Origin of the sequence: Melaminivora jejuensis, from assembly GCF_017811175.1 — a bacterium.
GTDB classification, from domain to species: domain Bacteria; phylum Pseudomonadota; class Gammaproteobacteria; order Burkholderiales; family Burkholderiaceae_C; genus Melaminivora; species Melaminivora jejuensis.
In genome coordinates this window covers 450,803-473,882 of the sequence record NZ_JACWIJ010000002.1, presented here as the reverse complement: position 1 = coordinate 473,882, position 23,080 = coordinate 450,803, and the positions used below count along the sequence as shown (strand labels likewise).

The following is a 23,080-nucleotide window of genomic DNA, read 5'->3' as shown; positions in this document are numbered from 1 at the left end:
ACGGACAATGCACCCATGCAAGAAGATGACAACCAGATCTTGATCCCGCCGTCCTTCGTGGCCCTGTACAGCGATGCGCGCGGGCGCCTGACCGAGCGCCCGGACACGCTGCGCGGGCGCTACGAGCTGTGCGAAGACCTGGCCAGCCACCTGGTCGAGCAGGCCCGTCTGCTCTACCACACGCAGGTGCCGTCGGAGGGCGAAATCCTGCAGCGCATCCACGCCGGCCTGGCGGGCGGGCCGCAGACCGGGGTCAGCGCAGCCGAGGCCCGCTGGATCACGCTGCGCCTGGCCGAGCTGCTGCAGTGGCCCAGCCCGGCGCTCACGCCCCTCAACCCGATCAGCCCCCCGTGACGGGCGGGAAAAAGGCCGCTTCGGCGCCATCGGGCAGTTCCTGGCCGCCCTGCGCCATGTCCTGATTCAGCGCCATGCGCACGGCGCGGCCCTGCGCCAGGCAACTGGCCCAGGGCTCGCCCCGGGCGATCAGTTCCTCGCGCAGCGCACCCAGCGTCTCCGCCTGGGTCTGCACGGTTTCCTGGCCGCTGCCCACCGCCTCGCGGATGGAGGCGAAGTAGCGCACGGTGATGGTCTTGGCGGTTTTGGTGGTCTGGGTGGTCTGGGTCGATTCGTTCACAGCAGCTCCGCAAAAGGCAGGAAAGACACGCTGTCGCCGGGCGCAATGGTCTGGCCAGGCTGGTTGTCCACCAGGCCATCGCCCCAGACGGTCGAGGTCAGCACGCCCGAACCCTGGTTGGCGTACAGCTCCAGCGCTCCCCCCGGCGTCAGGCGCACGCGCAGGAATTCACGGCGTTTGTCGGCCTTGAGCCAGGTGAAATCAGCGCGAGCAGCTACGATTTTAGGAGCAACATCGACCACCCCCTGCAGCCGCAGCAGGAAGGGCCGCACCAGCACGCAGAAGGTGATCAGGCTGGACACCGGGTTGCCCGGCAGACCGATGAAGTGCGCGCCGCCGCCTGCTGCATCAGCCTCTGCCTGCACCCGGCCATAGGCGAAGGGCTTGCCCGGCTTCATGGCGATCATCCACAGGTCGAGCGAACCCAGGCTTTGCACGGCTGGCTTGACGTGGTCTTCCTCGCCCACGGACACGCCGCCGCTGGTCAGGATCAGGTCGTGCCCGGCAGCCGCCTCGCGCAGCGCCTGCACGGTGGCGTCCAGCCGGTCGGGCACGATGCCCAGGTCGGTCACCTCACAGCCCAGGCGCTGCAGCAGGGCGCGCAGGAAGAAGCGGTTGCTGTTGTAGATGGCTCCGGGCGGCATATCCTGCGGCGCCACTGCGCCGGGCATGACCAGCTCGTCGCCAGTCGAAAACAGCGCCACGCGCGGGCGGCGCGCCACCTGCAGCTGCGCCAGGCCGATGCTGGCGGCCAGGCCCAGCGCGGCGGGCGTCAGGCGCGTGCCGGCGGCCAGTACGGTGGCGCCCAGGCGAATGTCCTCGCCGGCGCGGCGGATGTTCTGGCCGGCAGCCGGCAACCGGTTGACGCGCACACGGCCATCGGCGAGCGCCTCACAGTCCTCCTGCATGACCACGGCATCGGCCCCGGCGGGCACGGGTGCGCCGGTGAAGATGCGCGCCGCCGTGCCTGGCTGCAGCGCCGCACCCACGCTGCCGGCCGGGATGCGCTGCGAGACCGCCAGCACGGCGCCTTGCGCAGCGCCCGCCCCGGCCACGTCGGCGCAGCGCAGCGCGTAGCCGTCCATGGCGCTGTTGTCCTGCGGCGGCACCTGCAGGGGCGAGACGGCATCGTGTAGCAGCACCCGGCCATCGGCGTCAAAGGTCGAGACGGCCTCGCCGCCAGCGAGCGGCTGCGCGTGCGCCAGCAGTTCGGCCAGCGCCTCGTCCAGGGGTTTCAGGGGCAGGCGGCTCATGGCTTTAATCCTCCAGGCAGGGCGCACCGCAGCGGGCGCGCCAATCGTCGAGTTGCGCGGCATGGCGCAGCAGCCACTCGGCCACCTGGGCCGGGGCGTTCAAGTCCAGCACCGGCTGGCGCGGCGCCGTGGGCAGGTGCTGCGGCGTGCTGGTGGCGACGGCGATGATGCCGTCGTCGTCGGGGTAATGCACCGGGCGCGGGGCCTCTCCAGCAGCGGGTGCGCGCCAGACTTCGATGCGCGGCAGGTCGCTGGCCTTGAAGCCCTCCACGAGCACCCAGTCCACGCCGGCATCGAGCCGCGCCAGCAGCTCATGCACGTCGGGCGCCTCGCCAGGCGGGTATTCGCGCATCAGCGCCAGGCGCTGGTCGGAGGCCACCAGCACCTCGCGCGCGCCGGCCTGGCGGTGGCGCCAGCTGTCCTTGCCGGGCCGGTCGATGTCAAAGCCGTGGTGCGCGTGCTTGATGGCCGACACCGCCAGGCCGCGTGCCACCAGATGGGCGATGACTTGCTCGACCAGGGTGGTCTTGCCGCTGCCGGAGTAGCCGACAAAGCCCACGACCTTCATGATTAACTCCTGAAAATATAGCTGTCAGCGCTTGCCAGGTAAGGGTTTGAGGCCGATTTCATTCAAAAAACACTGGTGAACAGCGGCCCCTCCAACCTCACTGGCAGTGCGCCGCGATGTAGTCCTTGACCTGCTGCACGTCGGCGGGCAGCACCGTGACGCGCTTGGGCAGCGCTTCGATGCCCTCGAAGCGCGCCGGGCGCTCGGGCGAGCGGCCCAGGGCCTCGACGATGGTGGCCTCGAACTTGATGGGCAGGGCCGTCTCCAGCACGATCATGGGCACATCGGCGCTGGCCGGCTGCTCGCGCGCCACCTTGATGCCATCGGCGGTGTGCGTGTCGATCATGCTGCCGAAGCGCTCCCAGGTATCGCGGATGGTGGCCAGGCGGTCGGCGTGCGTGCTCTTGCCGCTGGCAAAGCCGAAGCGCGCGGCGGCATCGGCAAAGCGGGCGTCGCCGCTCAGATCGAAGCGCCCCTCCCGCGCCACCTGCTCGAACAGCGCGCGCGTGGCCGCGCCGTCGCGCCCCAGCAAGTCGAAGACGAAGCGCTCGAAGTTGCTGGCCTTGCTGATGTCCATGGAAGGGCTGGAGGTCTCATATGTGTGCTCGGCGCCGCGCACCTGATAGACGCCGGTGCGAAAGAACTCGTCGAGCACGTCGTTCTCGTTGGTCGCCACGACCAGGCGCTCAATGGGCAGGCCCATCTGCCGCGCCACGTGGCCGGCGCAGACATTGCCGAAATTGCCGCTGGGCACGGTGAAGCTGACGCGCATCGCTCCCTCTCCCTCTGGGAGAGGGCTGGGGTGAGGGCTTTGCGTAGCCTGGAAGTAGCCGGCGAAGTAGTACACCACCTGGGCCAGGAGGCGCGCCCAGTTGATCGAGTTGACGGTGCCTATGCGGTATCTCGCCTTGAAGGCGTGGTCGTTGCTGACTGCCTTGACGATGTCCTGGCAATCGTCGAACACGCCGCGAATAGCGATGTTGTGGATGTTCTCGTCCTGCAGGCTGAACATCTGCGCCTGCTGGAAGGGGCTCATGCGCCCGTGCGGGCTGGTCATGAAGACGCGGATGCCCCGCTTGCCGCGCATGGCGTACTCGGCGGCGCTGCCGGTGTCGCCGGAGGTGGCGCCCAGGATGTTCAGCTCCTCGCTGCGGCGCGCCAGTTCGTACTCAAACAGGTTGCCCAGCAGCTGCATGGCCATGTCCTTGAAGGCCAGCGTCGGGCCGTTGGACAGCTCCTCGATCCACAGGCCGTCCTCGCCGAGCCGGCGCAGCGGCACGATCTCGCGCGTGCCGAACACGTCCTCGGTATAGGTCTTCTCGCACAGCGCGCGCAGGTCGGCTGCCGGGATGTCGTCGATGTACAGCTGCAGGATCTCGAACGCCAGCGCGGCGTAGCCTTGGGTGCGGTAGATGGCGCGCAGCTGGCCCAGGCGTTCGGTGCTGATCTGTGGATAGTGCTCGGGCAGGTACAGGCCGCCGTCGGGCGCCAGGCCGGCCAGCAGGATGTCGCAGAATTTGCGCGCAGTCGCGTCGCCGCGGGTGGAGAGGTAGTGCATGGGGTTTCTCAAGAAGCGGGGGCTTCCCAGGGATTGACGAGGCGCAGCCCCGTGTCCTGGAAATGGCGGATGTTGCGGGTGACCAGCACCAGGCCGTGGTGCAGGGCGGTGGCGGCGATGGCCAGATCCAGCGCGTCCTGCATACGGCCAATGGCACACAGCGAGGCCTTGAGTTCGCCCCACTGGCGCCAGACGGCATCGTCCGTGGGCAGGATGCGGTCTTCGAACTGCTGCGCCAGCGCCAGCGCCCAGCCCTGGAGCTGGTTGCGCCTGGCGCCCGGCGCCAGGCTGGCGATGCCATAGTGGATTTCGCCGAACGAGGCGCTGGAGATGGCGGCCTCGTGGCCGTGGCGGCGCAGCCAGTCCATCACGCCCGGGTCAGGCCGCGAGCGGACGGTCTCGGAGAGCGTGCAGGTGTCGAGCAGCCAGCGCATCGGCGTCTCGATCAGTCTTCGCCAAACAGGGGTGGCCGCGAATTGGTGTCGCGCGGCATCTCGGGCAGGCCACCCTCCACCCTGGACATGCTCAGCAGGAACTCGACGAAACCATCGTCCCTGGGCGGCGCGGCGGGCATCTCGCGCCCTATCGCCACCACCCGCACTACGGGCTTGCCGTGGCGCGTGACGGTCTGCGGGCCTTCGCTCACGGCGCGCTCGATGAGTTCGCTGAAGTGGTTCTTGGCTTCCTGTACTTGCCAGACTGCGGACATGGCGGCCTCCTGCGCGGTGAAATGGCCAGAATTCAAGCTAATCTGGCCATTTTAACGTCTCAGTTCAGCTCTTCCTTGCGGATGCGCGTGATCGGCGCCAGCACCGTGGGCAGCTGCTGGATCTGCGCCAGCGCGGCGTCCATGTCGCCCTCGCGCGTGTCGTGGGTCAGGATGATGACGTCGGTCTGGGTCGAGCCTTCGCCACCGACCTCGTCGGCCTCGCGCTGCAGCACGGCGTCGATGCTGATGCCGGCATTGGCCAGCACGCCAGTGATTTTGGCCAGCACGCCGGCCTCGTCGGCCACGCGGGCGCGCAGGTAGTAGCTGGTCACGACCTCGCTCATGGGCAGCACCGGCAGCGCGCTGCCCGCCGTCGCCAGGGTGTGGCTCTGGAAGGCCAGCGGCGGCACGCGGTGCGCGGCGTCGGCGCCCTCCAGGCGGGCGATGTCCACCAGGTCGGCAATCACCGCGCTGGCCGTGGGTTCGCTGCCCGCGCCCTTGCCGTAGTACAGCGTCGTGCCCACGGCGTCGCCATGCACCACCACGGCGTTCATGGCGCCCTCGACATTGGCGATCAGGCGTTTGGCCGGCACCAGACTGGGGTGGACGCGCAGCTCTATGCCCTCGGGGCGGCGGCGCGTGATGCCCAGCAGCTTGATGCGGTAGCCCAGCTGCTCGGCATAGCGGATGTCGGCTGCCGACAACTGGGTGATGCCCTCGACATAGGCCTTGTCGAACTGCACCGGCACGCCGAAGGCGATGGCGCTCATGATGGTGGCCTTGTGCGCGGCATCGACCCCTTCGATGTCGAAGGTCGGGTCAGCCTCGGCGTAGCCCAGGCGCTGCGCCTCCTTGAGCACCACGTCGAAGTCCAGGCCCTTGTCGCGCATCTCGGACAGGATGAAGTTGGTCGTGCCGTTGATGATGCCGGCCAGCCACTGGATCTGGTTGGCCGTCAGGCCCTCGCGCAGCGCCTTGATGATGGGGATGCCGCCGGCCACCGAGGCCTCGAAGGCGACGATCACGCCGCGCTCGGCAGCCGCCTGGAAGATTTCCGTGCCATGCACGGCCAGCAGCGCCTTGTTAGCCGTGACCACATGCTTGCCGGCGGCAATCGCCTCCAGCACCAGGGTGCGCGCCACGCCGTAGCCGCCGATCAGCTCGACCACCACGTCGATGTCCGGGTCGGCAATCAGCTCGCGGCCATCGGCCAGCACGCGCGCCGACTCGCCCACGATGGAGCGCGCGCGCGCCGTATCCAGATCGGCCACGGCAGTGATCTGGATGCCACGGCCAGCGCGGCGGCGGATCTCCTCCTGGTTGCGCTGCAGCACGTGGAACACGCCGCTGCCCACGGTGCCGATGCCCAGCAGGCCTACTTGGATGGGTTTCATAAGGTTTTAATGGTCAAAAATGGCTGAAAACCTTGTCAGACAAGCGGTTCCAGCTATCGAAAAAGGAGTTTCTGGAGTACTGCGGCGCTCAGGCTGCGACGGCTGCAGTCGCCGCTGTGCGGGCATGGCGCTGGCGGTACTGGGCCAAGAAGGCGGCCAGGCGGCCAATGGCCTCGCGCAGGTCGTCCTCGTGCGGCAGGAAGACGATGCGGAAATGCTGGTTGTCCGGGTAGTTGAAGCCCGAGCCCTGCACCAGCATGACGCGCGTGGCGCGCAGTACCTGCATGAAGAACTCGCGGTCATCCTGGATCGGATACATGTCCGGATCCAGGCGCGGGAACATGTACAGCGCCGCGCGCGGCTTGACGCAGGTGACGCCCGGGATCTGCGTGATCAGCTCGTAGGCCAGGTCGCGCTGGCGCCGCAGCCGGCCACCCGGCTTGACCAGGTCGTTGATGCTCTGGTAGCCGCCCAGGGCGGTCTGGATGGCCCACTGGCCCGGCACGTTGGAGCCGAGCTTGATGTTGGCCAGCATGTTGATGCCCTCGATGTAATCCCTGGCGGCAGCCTTGTCGCCAGAGATCACCATCCAGCCGGCGCGGTAGCCGCACGAGCGGTAGGCCTTGGACAGCGAGTTGAAGGTCAGCGTCAGCACGTCGGTGGACAGGCGCGCCATGGGCGTGTGGCGCACGCCGTCATACAGCACCTTGTCATAGACCTCGTCGGCGAAGATGACCAGCTCGTGCTCGCGCGCGATTTGCACGATGGCCAGCAGCAACTCGTCCGAGTACAGCGCGCCGGTGGGGTTGTTCGGGTTGATGACCACGATGCCGCGCGTGCGCGGGGTGATGCGGGCGCGGATGTCGTCCAGGTTGGGCATCCAGCCGTTGTCCTCGTCGCACTGGTAGTGCACCGGCTTGCCGCCCGAGAGGCTGGCGGCGGCCGTCCACAGCGGGTAGTCGGGCGCGGGCACCAGCAGCTCGTCGCCATCGTCCAGCAGCGCGTTGGTGGCCATGACGATCAGGTCGCTGGCGCCATTGCCCAGGTAGATGTCGTCCAGCGTCACGCCGGCCACGCCCTGCTCCTGGGTGTAGTGCATCACCGCCTTGCGCGCGGCAAAGATGCCCTTGCTGTCCGAGTAACCCGCCGAGTTGGGCAGGTTGCGGATCATGTCCTGCTGGATTTCCTCGGGCGCGTCGAAGCCGAACGAGGCCAGGTTGCCGATGTTGAGCTTGATGATCTTCTGGCCCTCGTCCTCCATCTGCCGCGCCGCGTCCACGATGGGGCCGCGCACGTCGTAGAGAACGTTGTTGAGCTTGGTGGATTTCTTGATGGGCTTCATGCGCGGGGGAGGCGCCGCAAGGCGCCGGGGACGACGAAAAACGGACAAAAGGCGGACAACCGGGCTGCAAAGCCGGCGAAACCTATAATTTGACCACAGTTCCCATCCTGCCCCGGGCCGCAGCGCGGGACACCAGCACCCGCCCGCCGCCATGAAATTCCAGCCCGACCGCTTCGAGACCAACGCCATCACCGCCTATGGCCCAGGCTGGATCGCCGTGGATGGCGAGCGCACCACCGCCAGCACCGTGCTCAGCTCGCGCGGCCCGCGTCTGGACTGGCACTGCACCAGCTTTGCCGACCTCACGCCCGAGCATTTCAAGCAGCTCATCGAACTGGAGCCGGAGGTCATCGTCTTCGGCAGCGGCAGCCGCCTGCGCTTTCCTGCCCCGGCCTGGCTGGCTCCCCTGATGCGCCAGCGCATTGGCGTGGAAAGCATGGACACGCAGGCCGCCTGCCGCACCTACAACATCCTGGCCGGCGAAGGCCGGCACGTGGTCGCCGCGCTGCTGCTGGAGGCCTGACAGCCTCGCGCCGTGACAAACTGAAACACTGCATATCCAACCAGTATCCGGGGCTGGATTAGGCCGAAAAGGGCCTTTGCGGGTAAAATCGCGGGTTGCGGTCGGGGGCTACGCCTGCGGCAACCATCGGGCAGGCAGCCTGGTTGCAGCACCTCACCCTCCCATTCCCCCGGCTTTCTTCGACCAATACCAAGAGAGATAGAAGCGCCATGGCGATCGTTGTCAACAAACCCCTTCCTGAATTCGAAGCCAACGCGACTGGTGGAATCAAGGTTTCCAACGTCTCGCATCTGGGTCAGGTGCTGATCCTGTACTTCTACCCCAAGGACAATACACCCGGCTGCACCACCGAGGCCATGCAATTCCGTGACAAGTTCAAGGACTTTGAAAAAGCCGGTGCCGTGGTGTTCGGCGTCTCGCGCGACAACATGAAGTCGCACGACGACTTCAAGGCCAAGCTGGAGCTGCCCTTCGAGCTGATCGCCGACACCGAAGAAAAGATGTGCCACATGTTCGGCGTGGTCAAGAACAAGATCATGTACGGCAAGAAAGTGAAGGGCATCGAGCGCAGCACCTTCCTGATCGGCGCCGATGGCCGTGTGGCCCAGGAGTGGCGCGGCCTCAAGGTGCCGGGCCATGTGGACGAGGTGCTCAAGGCCGTCAAGGCGCTCAAGTCCGGCACCAAGCCTGCCGCAGCCAAGACGGCCGCCAAGGAAGCCAAGGACAGCAGCAAGGAAACCAAGGAATCCCCCGTTCAGGAAGCCGCCTGAATCCCGGCCTGGACAGGCAAAAAGCCGACATCAAGCCGTCTTGAGGGGCGTGCATAATGGGTTGATGCCGCTGACGCACGCATCTGCCCCGCCCTCCCCGACAACGCAAGCCGCCTGGCCCGCCCGGCGGCTTTTTTGCGCTCTGGCGCACGCGCTGTCCAGCAGCGCACGCCGTTGACTGCGCCCGCAGCGCCATACTTTCCTTCGCCAAGGCCTCTGCCCATGCCCCTGCCTCCTGCCCCGAAAAAGCGTGCCGCCATCCTGGCTCCCAGTGCCTACCGCCAGACGGTGGGCGAGGATCAGCCGCAGGACGATGCGCCTACCGGCCAGCTCGAAGCCGTCGCGCTCGCGCCTGCCGCACCGATGGCCGCCGCCAGCCACGCCCCAGCCACCTCTGCCGCGCCCGCCAAGACGGCTGCACGCAAGGGCCGCGCCAGCACTGCGGCCACCAGACGCGCTGTGCCGGCTGCCGAGCAGACGGATGGGCAGGTGCTCGCCCAGCCGGCAGTCGCCAGCACCAAGGCCAAGGCCCCACAGAAGGCTGCACCGGCTTCTGCCAGCGCCAAGCGCGTCGCTGCTGCGCCCCGTCCCGCCGCCCGCAAGCGCAGCAGCGACGGCCCGCGCAAGATGTTCGTGCTCGACACCAACGTGCTGCTGCACGACCCGACCAGCCTGTTTCGCTTCGAGGAGCACGACATCTTCCTGCCCATGGTGGTGCTGGAGGAGCTCGACGCGCACAAGACCGGCATGACCGAAGTCGCCCGCAATGGCCGCCAGACCAGCCGCACGCTGGACGCCCTGGTGGCCGCGCAGGGCGCCGACATCGCCGAGGGCCTGAAGCTCGACGCCACTGGCAACGTCGCCGCCGGCGGCTGCCTGTACTTCCAGACCGAGCCGCTGGACTACGACCTGCCCGCCAGCCTGCCGCAGGGCAAGGCCGACAACCAGATCCTGGGCGTGGTTACCGCTCTGCGCAAGAAGCACGCGCCGCGCGAGGTGGTGCTGGTGTCCAAGGACATCAACATGCGCGTCAAGGCGCGCGCCCTGGGCCTGTCCGCCGAGGACTACCGCAACGACAAGACGCTCGACGACGCCGACCTGCTCTACACCGGCGTCCTGGCCCTGCCGCCGGACTTCTGGAGCAAGGCCGGCAAGAAGGTCGAAAGCTGGCAGAACGGCGCCCACATGTACTACCGCATCGGCGGGCCGCTGGCGGCGCAGCTGATGATCAACCAGTTCGTCTATTTCGAGGCGCCGGGCGAGCCCAGCCTGTATGCGCGCGTGGTCGAGATCCGCGAGCAGATGGCAGTGCTCAGGACGCTCAAGGACTACAGCTCGTCCAAGCACACCGTCTGGGGCGTGAACACGCGCAACCGCGAGCAGAACTTCGCCATGAACCTGCTCATGGATCCGAATGTGGATTTCGTCACCCTGACCGGCCAGGCGGGCACCGGCAAGACGCTGCTGGCGCTGGCCGCCGGCCTGACACAGGTACTCGACGAGCGCCGCTACACCGAAATCATCATGACCCGCGCCACCGTGAGCGTGGGCGAGGACATCGGTTTCCTGCCCGGCACCGAGGAGGAAAAAATGGGGCCGTGGATGGGTGCGCTGGACGACAACCTGGAGTTCCTCGCCAAGGGCGACGGCGGCAACGCCGGCGAATGGGGCCGCGCCGCGACCAATGAGCTGATCAGGAGCCGCATCAAGATCAAGAGCATGAACTTCATGCGCGGGCGCACCTTCCTGAACAAGTACGTCATCATCGACGAGGCGCAGAACCTGACGCCGAAGCAGATGAAGACCCTCATCACCCGCGCCGGCCCGGGCACCAAGATCATCTGCATGGGCAACCTGGCGCAGATCGACACGCCCTACCTGACCGAAGGCTCCTCCGGCCTGACCTATGCCGTCGATCGCTTCAAGGGCTGGCCGCACAGCGGACACATATTGCTGGCGCGCGGCGAGCGCTCGCGCCTGGCCGACTTCGCCAGCGAGGTGCTCTAGCCATGGCCGGCTGGCTGTCCGCGCTCAAGTTCGTCCCCTGGGGCCAGGTCATAGAGGCGGCGCCGCAGATCGTCCAGGGCGCGCGCAAGCTGATGCGCCGCAGCGAGCACGAGACCGCCGCAGCGCCCCCGCGCCCGGTGGCAACCAGTGCCGCCACCGGCTCGCCAGACACCCTGGCGCAGCAGTTGGCCACGCTGGAGCAGCGCGTGGCGCAGCTGCACGAGGAGCAGCGCGCCAGCGCCGTGCTGATCCGCTCGCTGGCCGAGCAGAACGCCCAGGTGGTGCGCGCCATCGACACCCTGCGTGCGCGCACGCGCTGGCTGGGCCTGGCCTGCGCGCTGCTGGGTGTGGTCAGCACCGGCCTGCTGGTGTGGGTGCTTTCACAATAAGACTACGCTATATAAAATATAGCTGTCAGCGCTTGTCTGGCAAGGGTTTGAGGCAGTTTTTACCCTGAAAACCTTCAGTAGTCATCACCGCCATAGCCCATGGCCAGGTTCTCGAAGCGCGTCTGATCCTTCTGGAAGAACAGCTTGACCGTGCCCGTGGGGCCGTTGCGCTGCTTGCCGATGATGATCTCGGCCACATTCGGCTCCTTGGACTCCCGGTTGTAGTAGTCGTCGCGGTAGATGAACATGATGATGTCGGCGTCCTGCTCGATGGCGCCCGACTCGCGCAGGTCACTCATCATGGGGCGCTTGTCGGTGCGCTGCTCGACGCTGCGGTTGAGCTGCGACAGCGCAATGACCGGGCATTGCAGTTCCTTGGCCAGCATCTTCAGGCCGCGCGAGATCTCGCCCAGCTCGGTGGCGCGGTTCTCGCCGCTACTGGCGCCCGAGCCGCTCATGAGCTGCAGATAGTCCACGACGATCAGGCCCAGCTTGCCGCAGGTGCGCGCCAGGCGCCGGGCGTTGGCGCGCAGCTCGGAGGGCGTCAGGCCCGGCGTCTCGTCGATGTGCAGCGAGACGTTGCGCAGCCGCTCGATGGCCTCGGTCAGGCGCGGCCACTCCTCGTCGGAGAGCTTGCCGGTGCGCAAGTGGCCCTGGTTGACCCGGCCGATGGAGCCGACGATGCGCACCGCCAGCTGCGCCGCGCCCATTTCCATGGAAAAGATCGCCACCGGCAGCCCCTCGTTGAGTGCCACGTGCTCGGCGATGTTCACGGCAAACGAGGTCTTGCCCATGGACGGGCGCGCCGCCAGCACCACCAGATCGCCCGCCTGCAGCCCGCTGGTCATGCGATCCAGATCGACGAAGCCGGTGGGCACGCCGGTCACGTCCATAGGGTTGTCGGCCATCTCCTGCACGCGATCCAGCAGATCCACCACCAGCGTGTTGAGCGGCTGGAAGCCCTGCTTCATGCGCGAGCCTTCCTCGCCAATGGCGAAGATTTTCTGCTCGGCCTCGTCGAGCACGCGCTCCACCGGCTTGCCCTGCGGGTTGAAGGCGCTGGTGGCGATCTCGTCGCTGGCGGTGACCAGTTTTCGCAGGATGGCGCGCTCGCGCACGATCTCGGCGTAGCGGCGGATGTTGCTGGCACTGGGCACGTACTGCGCCAGGCCGTTCAGATAGGCCAGGCCGCCGATGGCCTCGGCCTTGCCCAGGCTTTGCAGGTGCTCGTGGACGGTGATGACATCCGCCGGCTTGCTGGCATTGATCAGCGCGCCGATGGCGGCATAGACCTGCTGGTGCTCGTAGCGGTAGAAGTCGCCATCGACCAGCAGGTCGCCCACCCGATCCCAGGCCATGTTGTCCAGCAGCAGCCCGCCCAGCACGCTGGACTCGGCCTCGATCGAGTGCGGCGGCACACGCAGCTGCGCCACCTCGTGATCCAGCGGCGGGGCGAAGTCGTAATCGAGGGCGGAGACGGACAGAACGGCAGACATGCGGGCAGACAGATGGGCGGCAAGGCACCCTGAAAGGATTCCGGGAGGGCAATGCTAGCCACCCGGGGGCGCACGTCATTGCACAAGTCTGTGGACAAGCGGTGGGCACCGGGTGAACAACCAGCCGGCTTCGCTGGTGCGCTACTGGGGATAGAGCCCCAGGCAGGCGGATCGAAAAAATTTCCGCCGCAATGCAAAAACCGCCCGAAGGCGGTTTTGTCAGCAGTTGCGCAGATGTGGCGCTCTGGCCAGGATCAGGCTGTCTCGCCGTACACCGCCACGGTCACTTCGACCACCACGTCGGTGTGCAGAACCACGGTGATGGTGGTGTCGCCAGTGGTCTTGATGGGGCCATTGGGCAGGCGCACCTGGCTCTTGACCAGCTTGTAGCCCTGGTTGTTGAGTTCGTTGGCGATGTCCTGGTTGGTCACCGAGCCGAACAGGCGGCCATCGACGCCAGCCTTTTGCGTCAGCTTGACGGTCGAGCCGCCGAGCTTCTCGCCTTCGGCCTGGGCGGCAGCCAGCTTCTCGGCGGCAGCCTTTTCCAGTTCGGCGCGCTTGGCCTCGAACTCGGCCTTGGCGGCAGCCGTGGCACGACGGGCGCGGCCCGTGGGGATCAGGAAGTTGCGGGCATAGCCGTCCTTGACCTTGACGATCTCGCCCAGGTTGCCCAGGTTCAGAACCTTGTCGAGCAGGATGATTTGCATGATGTTGCCGCTCCTCAGATCTTGTGCTGGTCGGTGTACGGCAGCATGGCCAGGAAGCGCGCGCGCTTGATGGCGGTGTTGAGCTGACGCTGGTAAATCGCGCGCGTGCCGGTCAGGCGCGCGGGGATGATCTTGCCGTTCTCGGCGATGAAGTCGCGCAGCGTGTCGATGTCCTTGTAGTCGATCTCTTTCACGCCAGCGACGGTGAAGCGGCAAAAGCGCTTGCGCTTGAACAGCAGCGACTGGGTGTTGCGCTTGGGACGCTTGTCCTTGTTGAATTTCTTGAACGTGGCCATTGGTGGACCTCTTGAAAATTTAAATCCGTTGCATGTCCTGGATGTGGAAAACCAGCCCCTTGCCGTTGCGCCCCGCAGCCAAAAAGCCGCAGAACTGCCACTGGCTGCCCAGCGCCTGGCGGGCCAGCCGCTCGGCCAGCGTGCCAAAGGCGATGGCCCGGGCGGCCAGCTTCACCTGGCGCTGGCTGCCGGCCTCGGCCTGCACCGACTCATGCGTGAGCAGCACATCGATGGCCGGCAGCCCGGCGGGCGTATGGCGCAGCGGCTGCGCCTCGGCAAGCACGGCCCGCAGGGTCAGCTGGTTGTCCACACTCCCGGGGCGAATCAGCGCTCGGTGGCGCGCTCGCCCGAACGCTCATTCGAGCGCTCACCCGTGCGCTCGCCGGCGGCAGCGGCCTCGGCCTGGCTGGCCTTGCGGGCTTCCTCGCGCTCGACGGTCTTCATCATGGAAGACGGGCCGGTCTCGGCGTCCTTCTTCTGCACCGTCAGGTGGCGCAGCACGGCGTCGTTGAACTTGAAGGCGTGCTCCAGCTCAGCCATCACGGCCTGGTCAGCCTCGATGTTCAGGCACAGGTAGTGGGCCTTGGCGAGCTTGTTGATCAGGTAGGCCAGCTGGCGGCGGCCCCAGTCTTCCACGCGGTGGATCTGGCCACCGCCGGCGGTGATCATGCCCTTGTAGCGCTCCAGCATGGCGGGAACCTGCTCGCTTTGATCCGGATGGATCAGCAGGATGATTTCGTAGTGACGCATGCACACTCCTTTTGGATGAAGCCATCCGCCGCGTCGCCCCCGGGCAAAGGCCCAAGGGAAAGCGGTATGGCAAGGCAAAACGCGCGATTATATGCTGCGCCGCAGCACCTGTACACTGCGCCCCGCGCCCGGGTAGCCCCTCGCTGCTGCTGCCCGTGCCACCCTGCCCGACTGGCCCGGGCCATGCTTGAAATCCCGCGCTGGCACTCCCAACTGCCGCCAGTCCACCCTGTTTTTCAACACCAACAACAGCCAACCCAGCCGACATGTCCGACCAGCCCCCATTCAATCCCTCCCCCGAAGAGACTGAGGCCGCGATGGCCGCCAATGCCGCCGACGAACTGGCGCGCCTGCAAGGCGAGCTGGCCGAACTCAAGGCCAAGAGCGCCGACCTGGCCGACCAGTACCTGCGTGCCAAGGCCGAGGCCGATAACACCCGCCGCCGCGCCGACGAGGAAGTCGCCAAGGCGCGCAAGTTCGGCATCGAGAGCTTTGCCGAAAGCCTGCTGCCGGTGTGCGACAGCCTGGACGCCGCCCTGGCCATCGAAAGCGCCACCGCCGAGCAACTGCGCGAAGGCTCGGACGCCACGCTGCGCCAATTGCTCACGGCGCTGGAGCGCAACAAGGTCGTCGTGGTCAACCCACAACCTGGCACCAAGTTCGACCCGCACCAGCACCAGGCCATCAGCATGGTGCCCGCCGAGCAGGAGGCAGGCACCATCGTCAGCGTGCTGCAAAAGGGCTACCTGATCTTCGAGCGCGTGCTGCGCCCGGCCCTGGTCACCGTGGCCGCGCCCAAGTAAGCCCGGGCCGGCAAATTCCCGCATGGGGCCGCTTGAAGACCCGCCAGCGAGCCACATGTAACCAATCATCCAAGCATTACCACCCCTATTTGCGGAGAGAGAAAACAATGGCAAAAATCATCGGCATCGACCTGGGCACGACCAACAGCTGCGTGGCCATCATGGAAGGCAACACCACGCGCGTGATCGAAAACAGCGAAGGCGCGCGCACCACACCCTCCATCGTGGCCTACCAGGACGACGGTGAAATCCTCGTCGGCGCCTCGGCCAAGCGCCAGGCCGTCACCAACCCCAAGAACACCATCTACGCCGCCAAGCGCCTGATCGGCCGTAAGTTCGACGAAAAGGAAGTGCAAAAGGACATCGACCTGATGCCCTTCCAGATCATCAAGGCCGACAACGGCGACGCCTGGGTGCAGGTGCGCGACCAGAAGTTGGCCGCCCCGCAAATCAGCGCCGAAGTGCTGCGCAAGATGAAGAAGACCGCCGAGGACTACCTGGGCGAGCCGGTCACCGAGGCCGTCATCACGGTGCCCGCCTACTTCAACGACAGCCAGCGCCAGGCCACCAAGGACGCCGGCCGCATCGCCGGCCTGGAGGTCAAGCGCATCATCAACGAGCCCACCGCTGCGGCCCTGGCCTTCGGCCTGGACAAGCAGGACAAGGCCGACCGCAAGATCGCCGTCTATGACCTGGGCGGCGGCACGTTTGACGTGTCCATCATCGAGATCGCCGACGTCGATGGCGAAAAGCAATTCGAGGTGCTGGCCACCAATGGCGACACCTTCCTGGGCGGCGAGGACTTCGACCAGCGCATCATCGACTACATCATCGGCGAGTTCAAAAAGGATCAGGGCGTGGACCTGTCCAAGGACGTGCTGGCCCTGCAGCGCCTCAAGGAAGCCGCCGAGAAGGCCAAGATCGAGCTGTCCAACAGCGCGCAGACCGACATCAACCTGCCCTACATCACGGCAGACGCCTCCGGCCCCAAGCACCTGAACATCAAGCTCACGCGCGCCAAGCTGGAGAGCCTGGTGGACGACCTGATCGAGCGCACCCTCGCGCCCTGCCGCACCGCCATCAAGGACGCCGGCATCAGCGTCTCCGACATCAACGACGTGATCCTGGTGGGCGGCATGAGCCGTATGCCCAAGGTGCAGGACAAGGTCAAGGAATTCTTTGGCCGCGAGCCGCGCAAGGACGTCAACCCGGACGAGGCCGTGGCTGTTGGCGCCGCCATCCAGGGCCAGGTGCTGTCGGGCGACCGCAAGGACGTGCTGCTGCTGGACGTCACTCCCCTGTCCCTGGGCATCGAGACCCTGGGCGGCGTGATGACCAAGATGATCGGCAAGAACACGACCATCCCGACCAAGTTCGCGCAGACCTTTTCCACTGCCGAGGACAACCAGCCCGCCGTGACCATCAAGGTCTTCCAGGGCGAGCGCGAGATCGCCACTGCCAACAAGCTGCTGGGCGAGTTCAACCTGGAGGGCATCGCCCCGGCCTCGCGCGGCACGCCGCAGATCGAGGTGACCTTCGACATCGACGCCAACGGCATCCTGCACGTGTCGGCCAAGGACAAGGGCACGGGCAAGGAAAACAAGATCACCATCAAAGCCAACTCCGGGCTGTCCGAGGACGAGATCCAGAAGATGGTCAAGGACGCCGAGATGAACGCCGCCGACGACAAGAAGAAGCTCGAACTGGTGCAGGCGCGCAACCAGGGCGAGGCCGCCGTCCACTCGGTGACCAAGAGCCTGGGCGAGCACGGCGACAAGCTCGACGCCGACGAAAAAGCCAAGATCGAAGCCGCCGTCAAGGAGCTGGAAGACGCCTTGAAGGGTGACGACAAGGCCGCCATCGACGACAAGACCACCGCCCTGATGGCCGCCAGCCAGAAGCTGGGCGAGAAGGTCTATGCCGACGCCCAGGCTGCTGCCCAGGGCGCAGCCGGCGATGCAGGCGGCGCCGCGCCGGGCGCGCAGCAGTCCGCCGCCGGCGCCTCCGCCGCCCGCGACGACGACAACGTCGTGGACGCCGAAGTCAAGGAAGTCAAGAAGGGCTGACCCAGACCCGCAGGGCCGCCGCGCCCTGCCCTTTTTCACCGCCGCGTCGGGTTCCGCTGTTGTCTGCGGGGCCTTGCGCGGCGTTGTCGCACCCAACGGGTACCTGTCACACCATGTCCAAACGCGATTTTTACGAAGTGCTGGGCGTCCCGAAGAACGCTTCGGACGACGAGCTGAAGAAGGCCTACCGCAAGCTGGCCATGAAGCATCACCCTGACCGCAACCAGGGCGACAGCGCCAAGAAGGCCGAGGAAGCCTTCAAGGAGGCCAAGGAGGCCTACGAAATCCTGTCCGACGCGCAAAAGCGCGCCGCCTACGACCAGTACGGCCACGCCGGGGTCGATCCCAACATGCGTGGCGGCATGGGCGGCGCCGAAGGCTTCGGCGGCTTTGCCGAGGCCTTTGGCGACATCTTCGGCGACATGTTCGGCGGCGCGCGCGGCGGCGCCCGCAGCGGCGGCCGGCAGGTCTATCGCGGCAGCGACCTGTCCTACGCCATGGACATCACGCTGGAAGAAGCCGCCAATGGCAAGGAGGCGCAGATCCGCATCCCCAGTTGGGAGGGCTGCGACACCTGCCACGGCTCGGGCGCCAAGCCCGGCACCGCACCCAAGACCTGCACCACCTGCAGCGGCTCGGGTGTGGTGCAGATGCGCCAGGGCTTTTTCAGCGTGCAGCAGACCTGCCCGCACTGTCGGGGCAGCGGCAAGATCATCCCCGAGCCATGCACCACCTGCCACGGCCAGGGCAAGGTGAAAAAGCAAAAGACGCTGGAAGTGAAGATCCCTGCCGGCATCGACGACGGGATGCGCATCCGCTCCACCGGCAACGGCGAGCCGGGCACCAATGGCGGCCCGCCGGGCGACCTCTACATCGAGATCCGCATCAGAAAGCACGACATCTTCGAGCGCGACGGCGACGACCTGCATTGCGAGGTGCCGGTGAGCTTCACCACAGCGGCGCTGGGCGGCGAGATCGAGGTGCCGACCCTCAGCGGCAAGGCCGCCATCGACATCCCCGAGGGCACCCAGGCCGGCAAGCAGTTCCGCCTGCGCGGCAAGGGCATCAAGGGCGTGCGCTCGTCCTACCCCGGCGACCTGTACTGCCACATCGTGGTCGAAACACCTGTGAAACTGACCGAGTACCAGCGCAAGATCCTGCGCGAGTTCGACGAATCGCTGAAAAAGGGCGGTGCCAAGCATTCGCCCTCCACCGAGAGCTGGACGGACAAGCTCAAGAGCTTTTTTAGCTGACGACCGCGCCTGCCGCGCGCGTATGACAGCGTATGACAGCTCCCCGGCTTTACCGCCCCTGCGACTGCCCCGGATGCCGACCCGGCACCGGGAGCAGCTCAATGGTCGCCAGTGGCAGGAACAGCGTGCGCGGCGCTTCGGGCAAGGCGACAAAGCCGTGGTGCCGATAGAACTGCGCCGCCGGCTCGTCCTTCGCGTCCACCACCAGCGCGTAGGCGGCGATTTCCGCGCGGGCGGCGCGGGTGAGCGCATCGGCCAGCAGCGCACCGCCTAGGCCCTGCCCCTTGAAAGCCTGATCGACCGCCAGGCGGCCCATGCGCACGGCCGGCACGGTCGGGTAACGCGGCAACTTCTTGCCAACGACGGCTGGAAGATCGACCAACAGCAGACTGGCCGAGGCCAGGGTGTAGTAGCCCGCGATGCGCTGTCCGTCCGGCGAGGCCACGAAACAGGCGGCCACGCGGCGGCGAATGTCCTGGGTGGCGTGCTCGCGCAGGTAACGGTTCAGCGGCGGCGAGCCGCAGTCGAACAGGGTGCGGTCATGGGCGGCAGCGAGCGGCGAGAGCTGAAACGGCGCGCCGCTCATGGAGCACGCAAAAGCTTGCCGCGCCTGGCAAAGGCACGTCTGAGGGCAGGAGCCGGCTGCGGCGGTGCCAGCAGCGCCTGGGCAAAGCATTCCTGATCGGCCAGGGACAGGCGAATGACTTCGGCCTGCTCGATGGCGTGCTGCGCGGCCTCCTGGACGGCGGCCACGACGAAATCGGTCACGGTGCGCCCTTGCAGTTCGGCGGCGCGCTTGAGCATGGCGTGCAGATCGGTGCTGATTCGCGCTTCAAGGCGGGCGGTAGAGGGGGTTGCAGACATGGGCTTTCTCCTCGGCAAAATTTACGGCAAATTGCCGTACATATCAACCTCGACCGCCTCACCGCTTGCAGGCGAGCCATGCATCGCCCTCTGCCAGCCATGCCCCTCACCCACCCCAGGCCGGCGTGCCGTCCGCCAGGGCCACGGGGCGGGCGCGGCCCAGGGCTTCGAGGGTTTGCAGCAGCGTCGGCAGGCTTTTCTTCCACGGGCCACGGCCCTTGAAGCGCGCCTCGATGGCGGCCAGCGGCAGCGGCGCGCTGCTGGCCGCCAGCACCTCGGCCACGGCGCGCACCTGCTCGGGCAGGCTCGATGGCCAGGGCTGCGCCAAGACGGTTTTTTGCTCCTGTTTCAATAGCGATTTTTCACCTATGAAATCAGGCTCCATCCCTTGTCCATCAAGCGCTTCCAGCTCCTGATTTTGAGGCAAATTCTGCGGATTCTGGAACGCTGGGCGCAGCCAGCGCACGCTGCCCTGCGCCTCCTCCTGCGCGCGCCGGGCGTTGAGCTGCACCAGATGCGCCAGCACGGCCTGCGTATCGGCGCCGGGCGCCAGGCCATAGGCGGCCAGGACTGCTGCATCCAGCTCGTCGTGCAACTCGCGCAGCACGCCGGCCAGGCCCTGGGTGTGCAGCGCCTGCTCCTTGGCGGTGAGCGCCCGGCCCTCGCGCAGCGCGGCCAGCACGTTGTAGATGCCGGTCAGCGTCAGGCCGGCGTGGCCGGCGGACAGCACGCGCTTCCTGTGGGCGTCGATCTGCTCGGCCAGGTGGGCGATGCGTTCGCGCAGGGCGGGCGTCAGGCCGGTGTCGTCTCCCGGGAAGGGGAAGGTTTCGAAGCACATACTCTTGTTGTATACGGGGCGATCTTCCAACGTACCTCCCACAGCTAATGCCCAATCGATGTGCAACTGGCTGGACAGGACGCCTAGCGTGTACCCATCGTTTAGGGCAATAGCGATAAGTCTGTTGTCCGGCAGGATGCTGGCATCCAGGAACTGGAAGGTGCGGTGCTTGGCGGTTTCGACGGTGGCGATGTAGCGCGGCAGGCCAGCGAGCTGTTTACGCATTTCCTGGCGTGGCTTGCCATGCAGCCACCACAACCTGGCGTAGCCGGCTCCATCCTTGGTCGAGCCCTTGGCATCTCGCTCCGGCTTCACCCGCTCCAGCAGCCATTGGTAGATGGACGGATGCTGCGCGCGCAACTGCTCGGCGCTCAGGCCGAAGGCGTCGATGACTTGCACGCCGCGCGGCTTGTCGGTCAGGTCGCGGCCATTGCGGTAGTCGCGGATGAGCGGCGGACGCTGGCCCCCACCCCAACCCTCCCCAGAGGGGGAGGGAGCAGGGCAGCGGCCTGCTCGGGGGTGACGATGAAGCCGGCCCCATGCAGCTTGACGCCGGGCGAGGAGATGCCCTGCATGGCCCGCAGCGGCTGCGCTGCCGCCACGTTCGCCCCGACGCTCAAATCCGCATGGATCAGCCCGTCCTGCGCCCGCAACTGCACGTCCACCTCGCCGAACTCGCGCGCCTGCTCGTGCGTCACCGTCAGTAGCTGCCCCACCTCCTGCGCCCCACCGGCCAGCACCGTCATGGCGATGCGCACGGCTGCGCCATTGGCGCTGTCCACCCACGGGTGGTCGGGCACGGCCAGCGCGAGGTGCGTGCCGGCATCCAGCGCCGCCTGCACGACGCGGCGGTTGAAGGTCTGGCGCAGGCTGTTGGTGGTGATCAGGCCCATGCGCTGCGCCGCCCCGCCGGCCACCTGCGCGGCGGCGTGCTGCCACCAGAACATGACGAAGTCGGCGCTGTCGGGCACCTCGGGCCAGGCGCCGCGCAGGGCTTCCACGTAGCCGTCGCCCAGGGCGGCGCGCATGGCAGCGGCGCCAATGAACGGCGGGTTGCCGACGATGAAATCCGCCTGCGGCCACACCGCCTTGCGGGCGCCGACGTAGCGCCACTGCGGCACCTGCGCGGCCTCGTCGGGCACCGGCTCGCCGGTGACGGGGTGGGGCTTGAAGCTGCGGCCATCCCAGCGCGTGATGGGCTGGCCGGCGGCATCGCGCGCCGGCTCCAGCGCGTCCCAGGCCAGCACCGCATCGCGGCATTCGATGTTGCCGTAGGCGTGGACGATCGGCTCGGCGACGCTGGCGCGCCCGCGCGTGCGGATGTGCCACTGCAGCCAGCCGATCCACAGCACCAGCTCGGCCAGCGCGGCGGCGCGCGCGTTCAGCTCGATGCCCAGCAGCTGCTGCAGCGTCACCGTCTGGCCCTCGAAGCCAAGCTGATCCTGCGTCTGGCCCAGCTCCTGCAGGGCGTTGACGACCTCGCCCTCCAGGCGCTTCAGGTGCTCCAGCGTGACGTACAGGAAGTTGGCGCTGCCGCACGCCGGATCGAGCACGCGCACCCGACACAGGTACTGATGGAAGGTGCGCAGCTCGGCGCGCGCCTGCTCCAGCTTTGCCTCGCGGGCGCGGCCCGACAGCTCGGCGGCCTCGTGCGCCAGCACCAGGGCGGCGGCACGCGCATCCTGCCAGCGCGTGCGCAGCGGCGCGATCACCGTGGGCAGCACCAGGCGCTCGACATAGGCGCGCGGCGTGTAGTGCGCGCCCAGGGCATGGCGCTCGGTGGGGTCGAGCGCGCGTTCGAGCAGCGTGCCGAAGATGGCCGGCTCGACCTCGCGCCAGTTGGCGCGGGCCGCCTCGATCAGCAGGTCGATCTGCGCCGGGGTCAGCAGCAGGCTGTAGCCGTCCTCGCCCGCGCCCTTGAACAGCTTGCCGTTGAAGTGCAGCACGCGCCCGGCCAGCGCGGCGCAAAAGCCGCCGCTGTCCATGTCGCTCCACAGGATGCGCAGCATTTGCTGCAGGGTGGGCGGGTCGTCGCGCCAGGTCTGCAGGAGCTTGAGAAAACTGCCGGCGGGCAGCAGCTCCACGTCCTCGGCGAACATGGAGAACAGGCAGCGGGTCAGGAAGTTTGCTACCTTTTCTGGAGCTACTGCCACTTGTCCAGCAAGGGTTTGAAGCCGATTTGATGCAGATTCCGGCGCCGGCTTGCCACTGCCTTCGAGCGAGCGGGCCAGGCGCGCCAGCAAATCGGCCACGCCGCGCGTGACTTCGGCGCTGATGAGGGCGGGGTTGAGGCTGTCGGGTGCCAGCCAGATGCTGCGCAGCCGCTGGCGCACCTCGGGCCGCGCCAGGTCGGCCAGCGGCAGGCGGTGGCTGCGCGGGTCGGGAAACGGCGTGTAGGTGGCGCCGCTGCGGCTGAACTCGGCATAGACCTCGATGACATTGCCGACATCGAGCACCAGCAAAAAGGGCGGACGCCCCTCGGCGGCGGGCAGGGCGCGGGCATAGCCCTCGGCCTGGCTGCGCGCGCGCAACATGCCGTCGTCGAAGCCCTTGGTGTGGCCGGCGGCCCGGAGTTTTTTCGCCTCCAGCACGAAGTGCCCGCGCCGGTAGCAGTCGATGCGCCCGCTGCTGGTGCTGCCGTCGCCGTGCTGGAAGGTGACGGGGCGCTCGAACATGTAGTCCTGCTCGGGCGTGGCGTGCGGCGTGTCCACGCCCAGCAGCGCGCACAGCTCGATCACGAAGCTCTGCGCCGTTGCCAGCTCGCTGGCGGCCACGCCCTGCCAGCGGGCGATGAAGGCAGCGGCGGCGGCGTTGTCCGCCGCGCGGGCGGCTGGGTCGGTGGCGGCTTCGGTCATGCGGC

At 67.2% G+C, this 23,080-nt stretch carries 25 protein-coding genes; 8 read left to right on the top strand and 17 right to left on the bottom strand.

What is annotated here, in order from left to right:
• The first annotated feature begins 15 nt into the window (after positions 1-15).
• On the top strand, positions 16-354 hold the full coding sequence (locus tag IDM45_RS02495) for a hypothetical protein (RefSeq protein ID WP_209421500.1): 339 nt from the start codon (positions 16-18) through the stop codon (positions 352-354).
• On the opposite strand, the gene IDM45_RS02490 is transcribed toward IDM45_RS02495, so the two are convergent.
• The 8 genes from IDM45_RS02490 to IDM45_RS02455 form a co-directional block, all read right to left on the bottom strand.
• The gene (locus tag IDM45_RS02490; RefSeq protein ID WP_209421499.1) at positions 341-634 is read right to left on the bottom strand and encodes a MoaD/ThiS family protein; all 294 of its coding nucleotides are present in this window, start codon (positions 632-634) and stop codon (positions 341-343) included. The two genes, IDM45_RS02495 and IDM45_RS02490, sit on opposite strands and share 14 nt — an antisense overlap.
• Positions 631-1,887 (bottom strand): molybdopterin molybdotransferase MoeA, encoded by a 1,257-nt coding sequence (locus IDM45_RS02485; protein ID WP_209421498.1) that lies wholly within the window; start codon positions 1,885-1,887, stop codon positions 631-633. Before IDM45_RS02485 ends, IDM45_RS02490 begins: the two co-directional genes overlap by 4 nt.
• 4 nt (positions 1,888-1,891) lie before the next feature.
• Complete coding sequence (mobB, locus tag IDM45_RS02480) at positions 1,892-2,455, bottom strand: molybdopterin-guanine dinucleotide biosynthesis protein B (RefSeq protein WP_209421497.1); 564 nt, start codon at positions 2,453-2,455, stop codon at positions 1,892-1,894.
• A 97-nt stretch (positions 2,456-2,552) separates the two neighbouring features.
• Positions 2,553-4,013, bottom strand: a complete 1,461-nt coding sequence (gene thrC / locus IDM45_RS02475; protein WP_209421496.1) for a threonine synthase — start codon at positions 4,011-4,013, stop codon at positions 2,553-2,555.
• A gap of 8 nt (positions 4,014-4,021) precedes the next feature.
• Positions 4,022-4,447: a type II toxin-antitoxin system VapC family toxin gene (locus IDM45_RS02470; RefSeq protein WP_209421495.1), complete on the bottom strand. Its 426-nt coding sequence runs from the start codon at positions 4,445-4,447 to the stop codon at positions 4,022-4,024.
• 11 nt (positions 4,448-4,458) lie between these two features.
• Positions 4,459-4,722 (bottom strand): type II toxin-antitoxin system Phd/YefM family antitoxin, encoded by a 264-nt coding sequence (locus IDM45_RS02465; protein WP_209421494.1) that lies wholly within the window; start codon positions 4,720-4,722, stop codon positions 4,459-4,461.
• 59 nt (positions 4,723-4,781) lie between these two features.
• A complete protein-coding gene (locus IDM45_RS02460; protein ID WP_209421493.1) occupies positions 4,782-6,116 on the bottom strand; it encodes a homoserine dehydrogenase in 1,335 nt (444 codons plus the stop codon).
• 88 nt (positions 6,117-6,204) lie between these two features.
• Positions 6,205-7,458: a pyridoxal phosphate-dependent aminotransferase gene (locus tag IDM45_RS02455; protein ID WP_209421492.1), complete on the bottom strand. Its 1,254-nt coding sequence runs from the start codon at positions 7,456-7,458 to the stop codon at positions 6,205-6,207.
• Between the two features lie 151 nt (positions 7,459-7,609).
• On the opposite strand from IDM45_RS02455, the gene IDM45_RS02450 reads away from it, so the two are divergent.
• The 4 genes from IDM45_RS02450 to IDM45_RS02435 all read left to right on the top strand — a co-directional run bounded on the left by IDM45_RS02450 (position 7,610) and on the right by IDM45_RS02435 (position 11,147).
• On the top strand, positions 7,610-7,981 hold the full coding sequence (locus tag IDM45_RS02450) for an Mth938-like domain-containing protein (RefSeq protein WP_209421491.1): 372 nt from the start codon (positions 7,610-7,612) through the stop codon (positions 7,979-7,981).
• 209 nt (positions 7,982-8,190) lie between these two features.
• On the top strand, positions 8,191-8,751 hold the full coding sequence (locus IDM45_RS02445) for a peroxiredoxin (protein ID WP_209421490.1): 561 nt from the start codon (positions 8,191-8,193) through the stop codon (positions 8,749-8,751).
• Between the two features lie 222 nt (positions 8,752-8,973).
• Positions 8,974-10,758, top strand: a complete 1,785-nt coding sequence (locus IDM45_RS02440) for a PhoH family protein (RefSeq protein WP_209421489.1) — start codon at positions 8,974-8,976, stop codon at positions 10,756-10,758.
• 2 nt (positions 10,759-10,760) lie between these two features.
• Positions 10,761-11,147, top strand: a complete 387-nt coding sequence (locus IDM45_RS02435; RefSeq protein ID WP_209421488.1) for a hypothetical protein — start codon at positions 10,761-10,763, stop codon at positions 11,145-11,147.
• A gap of 74 nt (positions 11,148-11,221) precedes the next feature.
• On the opposite strand, the gene dnaB is transcribed toward IDM45_RS02435, so the two are convergent.
• The 5 genes from dnaB to rpsF form a co-directional block, all read right to left on the bottom strand.
• Positions 11,222-12,643 (bottom strand): replicative DNA helicase, encoded by a 1,422-nt coding sequence (gene dnaB / locus IDM45_RS02430; RefSeq protein WP_209421487.1) that lies wholly within the window; start codon positions 12,641-12,643, stop codon positions 11,222-11,224.
• A 254-nt stretch (positions 12,644-12,897) separates the two neighbouring features.
• Positions 12,898-13,350, bottom strand: coding sequence for a 50S ribosomal protein L9 (gene rplI / locus IDM45_RS02425; protein ID WP_209421486.1), 453 nt, complete (start codon positions 13,348-13,350; stop codon positions 12,898-12,900).
• 14 nt (positions 13,351-13,364) lie between these two features.
• The gene (gene rpsR, locus IDM45_RS02420) at positions 13,365-13,646 is read right to left on the bottom strand and encodes a 30S ribosomal protein S18 (protein ID WP_209421485.1); all 282 of its coding nucleotides are present in this window, start codon (positions 13,644-13,646) and stop codon (positions 13,365-13,367) included.
• Positions 13,647-13,665: 19 nt separating this feature from the next.
• On the bottom strand, positions 13,666-13,956 hold the full coding sequence (gene priB, locus IDM45_RS02415) for a primosomal replication protein N (RefSeq protein ID WP_209421484.1): 291 nt from the start codon (positions 13,954-13,956) through the stop codon (positions 13,666-13,668).
• Between the two features lie 14 nt (positions 13,957-13,970).
• The gene (gene rpsF / locus IDM45_RS02410) at positions 13,971-14,396 is read right to left on the bottom strand and encodes a 30S ribosomal protein S6 (RefSeq protein ID WP_209421483.1); all 426 of its coding nucleotides are present in this window, start codon (positions 14,394-14,396) and stop codon (positions 13,971-13,973) included.
• Between the two features lie 266 nt (positions 14,397-14,662).
• Between rpsF and grpE the strand changes: the two genes are divergently transcribed.
• From grpE to dnaJ, 3 genes are all read left to right on the top strand, one after another.
• Positions 14,663-15,199, top strand: a complete 537-nt coding sequence (gene grpE / locus IDM45_RS02405) for a nucleotide exchange factor GrpE (protein ID WP_209421482.1) — start codon at positions 14,663-14,665, stop codon at positions 15,197-15,199.
• A gap of 107 nt (positions 15,200-15,306) precedes the next feature.
• Positions 15,307-17,265 (top strand): molecular chaperone DnaK, encoded by a 1,959-nt coding sequence (gene dnaK, locus IDM45_RS02400; RefSeq protein ID WP_209421481.1) that lies wholly within the window; start codon positions 15,307-15,309, stop codon positions 17,263-17,265.
• Between the two features lie 113 nt (positions 17,266-17,378).
• A complete protein-coding gene (gene dnaJ / locus IDM45_RS02395; RefSeq protein WP_209421480.1) occupies positions 17,379-18,518 on the top strand; it encodes a molecular chaperone DnaJ in 1,140 nt (379 codons plus the stop codon).
• 49 nt (positions 18,519-18,567) lie between these two features.
• Here dnaJ and IDM45_RS02390 read toward each other — a convergent pair whose 3' ends face one another.
• From IDM45_RS02390 to IDM45_RS02380, 4 genes are all read right to left on the bottom strand, one after another.
• Entirely contained in the window at positions 18,568-19,104 is a 537-nt protein-coding gene (locus IDM45_RS02390) for a GNAT family N-acetyltransferase (protein WP_209421479.1), read from the bottom strand.
• Entirely contained in the window at positions 19,101-19,382 is a 282-nt protein-coding gene (locus tag IDM45_RS02385; protein WP_209421478.1) for a type II toxin-antitoxin system TacA family antitoxin, read from the bottom strand. The genes IDM45_RS02390 and IDM45_RS02385 overlap by 4 nt, the downstream gene beginning before the upstream one ends.
• A gap of 106 nt (positions 19,383-19,488) precedes the next feature.
• A complete protein-coding gene (locus IDM45_RS17435; protein WP_325168938.1) occupies positions 19,489-20,619 on the bottom strand; it encodes a type IIL restriction-modification enzyme MmeI in 1,131 nt (376 codons plus the stop codon).
• A 17-nt stretch (positions 20,620-20,636) separates the two neighbouring features.
• Positions 20,637-23,075 carry a DNA methyltransferase gene (locus tag IDM45_RS02380; RefSeq protein WP_233457463.1) on the bottom strand — a complete coding sequence of 813 codons (2,439 nt, stop codon included), beginning with the start codon at positions 23,073-23,075 and terminating at the stop codon, positions 20,637-20,639.
• Between the last annotated feature and the right edge of the window lie 5 nt (positions 23,076-23,080).